Source organism: Pallidibacillus pasinlerensis (genome assembly GCF_009996845.1).
Taxonomy (GTDB): domain Bacteria; phylum Bacillota; class Bacilli; order Bacillales; family Caldibacillaceae; genus Pallidibacillus; species Pallidibacillus pasinlerensis.
The window spans coordinates 1-5,549 of sequence record NZ_JAACYS010000108.1; the positions used below are offsets into that span (position 1 = coordinate 1).

At 34.1% G+C, this 5,549-nt stretch carries 6 protein-coding genes; 4 read left to right on the plus strand and 2 right to left on the minus strand.

What is annotated here, in order from left to right; genetic code table 11:
* Positions 1-166: 166 nt before the first annotated feature.
* Positions 167-925, plus strand: a complete 759-nt coding sequence (gene map / locus GW534_RS15300) for a type I methionyl aminopeptidase (protein ID WP_161921847.1) — start codon at positions 167-169, stop codon at positions 923-925.
* 90 nt (positions 926-1,015) lie between these two features.
* Here map and GW534_RS15305 read toward each other — a convergent pair whose 3' ends face one another.
* Positions 1,016-1,240, minus strand: a complete 225-nt coding sequence (locus GW534_RS15305) for a DUF1128 domain-containing protein (RefSeq protein ID WP_161921848.1) — start codon at positions 1,238-1,240, stop codon at positions 1,016-1,018.
* Positions 1,241-1,386: 146 nt separating this feature from the next.
* On the opposite strand from GW534_RS15305, the gene GW534_RS15310 reads away from it, so the two are divergent.
* From GW534_RS15310 to GW534_RS15320, 3 genes are all read left to right on the plus strand, one after another.
* The gene (locus GW534_RS15310; protein ID WP_161921849.1) at positions 1,387-1,860 is read left to right on the plus strand and encodes a low molecular weight protein-tyrosine-phosphatase; all 474 of its coding nucleotides are present in this window, start codon (positions 1,387-1,389) and stop codon (positions 1,858-1,860) included.
* Positions 1,853-2,218 carry a YtxH domain-containing protein gene (locus GW534_RS15315; RefSeq protein ID WP_161921850.1) on the plus strand — a complete coding sequence of 122 codons (366 nt, stop codon included), beginning with the start codon at positions 1,853-1,855 and terminating at the stop codon, positions 2,216-2,218. The genes GW534_RS15310 and GW534_RS15315 overlap by 8 nt, the downstream gene beginning before the upstream one ends.
* Positions 2,219-2,300: 82 nt before the next feature.
* Positions 2,301-3,152 (plus strand): YihY/virulence factor BrkB family protein, encoded by an 852-nt coding sequence (locus GW534_RS15320; RefSeq protein ID WP_161921851.1) that lies wholly within the window; start codon positions 2,301-2,303, stop codon positions 3,150-3,152.
* Between the two features lie 258 nt (positions 3,153-3,410).
* On the opposite strand, the gene GW534_RS15325 is transcribed toward GW534_RS15320, so the two are convergent.
* A complete protein-coding gene (locus GW534_RS15325) occupies positions 3,411-5,336 on the minus strand; it encodes a heavy metal translocating P-type ATPase (RefSeq protein WP_161921852.1) in 1,926 nt (641 codons plus the stop codon).
* Positions 5,337-5,549 lie beyond the last annotated feature (213 nt).

A 5,549-nucleotide genomic window follows, 5' to 3' on the forward strand; every position in this document is an offset into this window, starting at 1 on the left:
ATGGATTTTTAGAAGCCTTATAGGAAAGCATTTGCTTTAATCCATAGTATGATGAATAATAAATATGATAAAATATATATTCATGATCCTGAACTTATAACTTTTATTCGGTATTAATCGTATTAAATATTAGAAAGTTTTTAGAAAAAATGAAGGCGGTGGAAAGATGATTGTTTTAAAATCGAAACGTGAAATTGAAGCGATGCATGAAGCGGGTAAATTACTTGCTTCTTGTCATAGAGAAATTGCAAAAATGATTAAACCAGGAATTAGCTCCTGGGATATTGAAATGTTTGTTCGTGAATATTTAGAAAAACATGGTGCAACACCTGAACAAATTGGCTATCGTGGTTATGAGTATGCTACTTGTGCAAGTATAAATGATGAAATTTGTCACGGTTTCCCAAGAAAGACTCCGTTAAAAAACGGTGATATTGTAACAATCGATATGGTAGTAAATTTAAAAGGTGCGTTAGCTGATTCAGCCTGGACATATGCAGTAGGAGAAGTTTCCGAAGAAAATAAAAAGTTAATGGAAGTTACAAAAAATGCTTTATATAAAGGAATTGAACAGGCAAAAGTTGGTAATCGAATTGGTGATATTGGCCATGCAATTCAAACATATGTTGAAGGTGAAGGTTTTTCAGTAGTACGTGATTTTATCGGTCATGGTATCGGACCTTCCATGCATGAAAAACCAGATGTACCGCACTTTGGTTTACCTGGTAAAGGACCCCGTTTACGTGAAGGTATGGTTATTACAATTGAACCTATGGTTAATGTTGGGACATATTTTTCGAAAATGGATCCGAATGGATGGACTGCTCGTACCGTTGATGGTAAAAATTCAGCTCAATATGAACATACGATTGCAATTACGAAAGATGGTCCAATCATTTTAACTGACCAAGATAATGTAGAATAACAAAAACTCCTGGACATAAGAGTTCTGAATAGGACTCAGAGTTTCCAGGAGTTTTTGTTTCCACATTTTTAGAATGAGACTAGGTAAATATTATTTATTACGTAAATTTCCTAATTCTTCAGCGAGCGCTTGGATTTCAGCAGAGGAAAAATTGTCTCTTCTCATAACTAATTCATAAATATCAACGAGTTCTTCATAACGATCTTCATTAATTTCGCTTGATTTAAATGCGGACATAGTCATAAAGTTAAGTTTTTCTAGGATGCCATTTAACATAAATTCGATGTTTTCTTTGCTTTTAACAGATAAATTCATGTTTACGTTCCTTTCTAATATGTTTTGTTTCTATCTTAACACAGGTTGAAAAAGTTGTAATGATTTTAAACCAATGTAAATTATCAAATTTTGATATAATGCTAATTAGATACTGATTATTAATAATTTTATTAAGGGTGAGGAAAATGATTCGTGTATTATTTGTTTGTTTAGGTAATATTTGCAGATCTCCAATGGCTGAAGCTGTTTTTCGTCATTTAGTAAAAAAAGAAGGGTTGCAAGATAAGATTGAAGTTGACTCTGCAGGATTAGGAAGTTGGCATGTTGGTAATCCACCTCATCGTGGTACTTGTGATATTTTAGATCAACATAATATCTCTTATGACGGTTTAGTGGCTCGACAATTTCAAACAGAGGATTTACACCAGTTTGATTATATTGTTGCAATGGATAATGACAATATCGCTGGAATTAATCGGTTGAAACGGGAAAATCCTCGTGCTCAAGTAGCAAAGTTAATGGATTTTGTTAAAGAAGCGAGGGAAAGTGAAGTTCCAGATCCGTATTACACCGGAAATTTTGATTATGTATATTCATTAGTTACTGAAGGCTGTCAGGCGTTGTTGGAACATATTAAAGCAGATAAGGGAATTGAGTAAGAAGGGTTGTGAATCTATGTCATCGAACAAGTTTTGGAAGGGCGTTGTAATTGGTGCCATTGTTGGTGGAGCGGTTACTCTATTCAATAAAGATGTGCGAGAACAGGTTGCAGAAGATGGGAAAAGGGTTGGTGCGAAAATTAAAAATGTAGTGTCTAATCCAAAGCAAACCGTAGAATGTGTGCAAAATAAGGTAAATGAAATCACACAGGCATATAAAAATTTTAGCGAAGATTTACAGTTTATCACAGAAAAAGCAAATGAAATTAAAAGTTTAAGTCAAGAAACAATTAATACGATTCAGGAGTTAAAGGAATCGGATAATAATGAAAATAACGTTTCTCAAACACCGCATTAAAAAGTTACATAAACTCATATTTAATTGTATTATGTACAAATTAATCATTAAGGGCAATTTTACAATAAACTAGGTGATTCTAATGGGGATAAAAAAGATTATTGAACGGTTTAAACATAATTGGTTTGTTAGGCTCTTTATTCGCATTGAAAAACACGAGGCACTGGGGTATTCTGCCCAGTTAGCCTATTTTTTTCTTTTATCGTTATTTCCGTTATTAATTACAATTTTTTCGCTCTTACCGTATTTACCGATTGAGCAACACCACATTATGTATTTTCTTGAAGACTTTGCTCCTGGAGAAACGTTAGATTTCATAAGGGGGAACCTAGAAGAGATTTTTGAAAGTCAAAGTGGTAGTCTACTGTCCTTCGGTATTATCGCAACTCTTTGGGCAGCATCAAACGGGATGAATGCGGTAATTCGTGCTGTCAATCGTGCCTATGAAATTGAAGAAAATCGGCCTTTTTTTATTGTTCGTGGTATGTCGGTAATTTTAACGATTGTAATGATTTTCGTCTTTTTAGTAGCGCTACTAATACCTATCTTTGGAAGAAGCATCGGTGAGTATTTGTTTTCAAAGCTTGGGAAAACAAATGAATTTATTAATATGTGGACAACTTTACGTTGGTTGATTAGTTCAGTTATTCTCTTTATCGTATTTAGTGTCGTTTATACGATTACACCGAATCGGAAAATAAGATGTGTTACGGTTTTACCCGGTGCCTTATTTTCAACAATTGGTTGGGTAGTAGCATCTTTTGGTTTTTCTTTTTACGTGAATAATTTTGGTAATTATACATTGATGTACGGAAGTTTAGGGGGCATTATTGTTTTAATGATTTGGTTTTATTTATCAGGTGCGATCCTCATTATTGGAGGAGAGATTAATGGATTAAATGATGAAATCAAAGGTGGAAAAAAGTGTAATTAATAAAAGGATGAAAAACGCGTTACTAAGATGGACTTGCGATAAAAAATGGGGGGCTGTCCAAAAAGTCAATTTTTAGACATTATTGATGGAATTATTCGGTACTTTGGCGGACGCTTTCCACGGGCACGGCCTCAGCCTCCTCAACGCACAAGCGCGTTTGCGCAGGTCTATAGGCTCGTGCTGTTCCCGCTGGAGTCGCCGCCAATTTCCTCATCAAAGATCTGTATTTTCTACTTTTCGGACAGCCCCTCACTAAAATTATGACTTTAATAACCTTAAGCTATTTAAAATAACTAAAATCGTACTACCTTCATGACCGATGACACCTAATGGTATATCGATTGTTTGGAGAAAGTTAGATAATACTAATAGGATAATTACACTAATGGAAAAAGTGAGATTTTGTTTTACGATGCGATTCATTTTTTTCGATAATTGAATGGCTTTTGCAATTTTTGATAATTCGTTTTTCATTAAAACGACATCAGCAGTTTCAAGTGCAACATCAGTACCTTCACCCATTGCAATCCCGACATTTGCAGTTGCAAGTGCAGGGGCATCATTAATCCCATCGCCAACCATTGCTACTGTTCCGTAGTTTTGTTTTATTCTTTTTATTTCATCTACCTTTTGTTCAGGTAAACATTCGGAAATGTATTGATTAATTCCGATCTCATTGGAAATAGCTTTCGCGGTGTTTTTATTGTCACCCGTTAGCATAATTGCTTTTACACCGAGTTTTTGTATATGTTGAATGGCATCTTTTGCTTCTTGGCGAAGGACATCTTTTAATGCAAACAGTCCAACGAACTCATTGTTTTTTTGTACATAAACAATCGTTTTACCTTCTGATGCTAAAATGTTCGGTAAGTCATCTTTAAAGTATGGCTTTTTGTCCATAAACTCTTTTTTACCAATTTTCCAAGTATCTCCACTAATTTTTCCTTGAATTCCCCATCCACTAACATCTTCAACATAATCAGGTTCAATTAGATCCACATTATTTTTGACATGACTGAATTGGACAATAGCCTTTGCCAACGGATGGTTTGATTGCTTCTCAATTGAAGCAACACATTGTAATATATGATGTTTTTCCTTTTCAAATTCGTCAGTAACAATAAAATTCGTTACTTCTGGCTTTCCTTTAGTTAATGTACCGGTTTTATCGAAGGCAATAGCTTTAAGGTTACTTAAGTTTTCTAAGTAAACCCCACCTTTAAATAAAATACCGTTACGTGCACCGTTCGAAATTGCAGATAAAACAGCCGGAGTAATTGAGGCGACAACTGCACAAGGAGAGGCAACAACAAGGAGTACCATCGCACGATAAAATGATTCATTCCAACTCCAATTGAACAAATAGTGAGGAAGGAACATCATTAATCCGACCGCAATTAAGACAATATAAACATACTTCGCTTCAAAACGGTCAATGAATTGTTGAGAAGGAGATTTATCGTTTTGAGCATGTTGAACGAGTTCGATAATTTTTTGAAAAAGAGTTTCGTTATTAGGTTTTGTAATTTTTACATGAATTGCACCACTGCCGTTTACGGTACCAGCAAACACTTCATCTTGTTGCCCTTTTGTTACAGGCATTGATTCTCCTGTAATCGCTGCTTCGTCAACACTTGTCCGTCCTTTTGTGATAATACCGTCAGCAGGGATTTGTTCACCGGGTTTTACTAAAATGTAATCTCCAACCTTTAACTTTTCCACCGATACTCTCTGTTCAACACCGTCATAAATTAACCAGGCTTCTTTTGGTTGTAAGTTCATTAGCGCTGTTAATTCCTTATGACTTTTGCTTGTCGTATATGACTCCAAAGCACCACTTACAGCAAATATAAAAATTAAAATGGCACCTTCTTCCCAATAGCCAATAATTGCCGATCCGATGGCTGCTAAAATCATTAAAATTTCTACATTAAGAGATTTATTTTCAATCGTTTCGGTAATTCCTTCCTTTGCTTTAAAAAATCCTCCGATGACGTATGCGATTAGAAAAAAGGTAATTGAAGCAACTTCCAGTTCATATTTTGCTAATAACCAACCGATAAAGATGAAAATCCCACTTACAATCGCGAAAAAAATTTCTAATTTTGTTTCATATACTTCAAATTTCCCCTTAAAAGTAGAGTCATTCTTTTTTGCTTTAACTCTGTCAATATTAGCTTCCATTTTGATTTCTCCTTTCTAATTGAGAATGAAAGTCCCTCTCGTTTAAAAGTTAGGTTTTTAATTGAGAATAAAAATCATAATCAATAAACCTAGATATATCATAGTGTCATATAAAATTATAAGTTGAAACTTTAAATTTATTTTAACATAAAATGAATAAAAATAAAGTGGTTTATAGATTATAATTATAATAATTTTAATATAATAATTAAT

What these genes read in the sequence shown, in the direction of transcription:
- map (WP_161921847.1), top strand. Translation starts at nt 167, where the DNA reads ATGATTGTTTTAAAATCGAAACGTGAAATTGAAGCGATGCATGAAGCG.
- GW534_RS15305 (WP_161921848.1), bottom strand. Translation starts at nt 1,240, where the DNA reads ATGAATTTATCTGTTAAAAGCAAAGAAAACATCGAATTTATGTTAAAT.
- GW534_RS15310 (WP_161921849.1), top strand. Translation starts at nt 1,387, where the DNA reads ATGATTCGTGTATTATTTGTTTGTTTAGGTAATATTTGCAGATCTCCA.
- GW534_RS15320 (WP_161921851.1), top strand. Translation starts at nt 2,301, where the DNA reads ATGGGGATAAAAAAGATTATTGAACGGTTTAAACATAATTGGTTTGTT.
- GW534_RS15325 (WP_161921852.1), bottom strand. Translation starts at nt 5,336, where the DNA reads ATGGAAGCTAATATTGACAGAGTTAAAGCAAAAAAGAATGACTCTACT.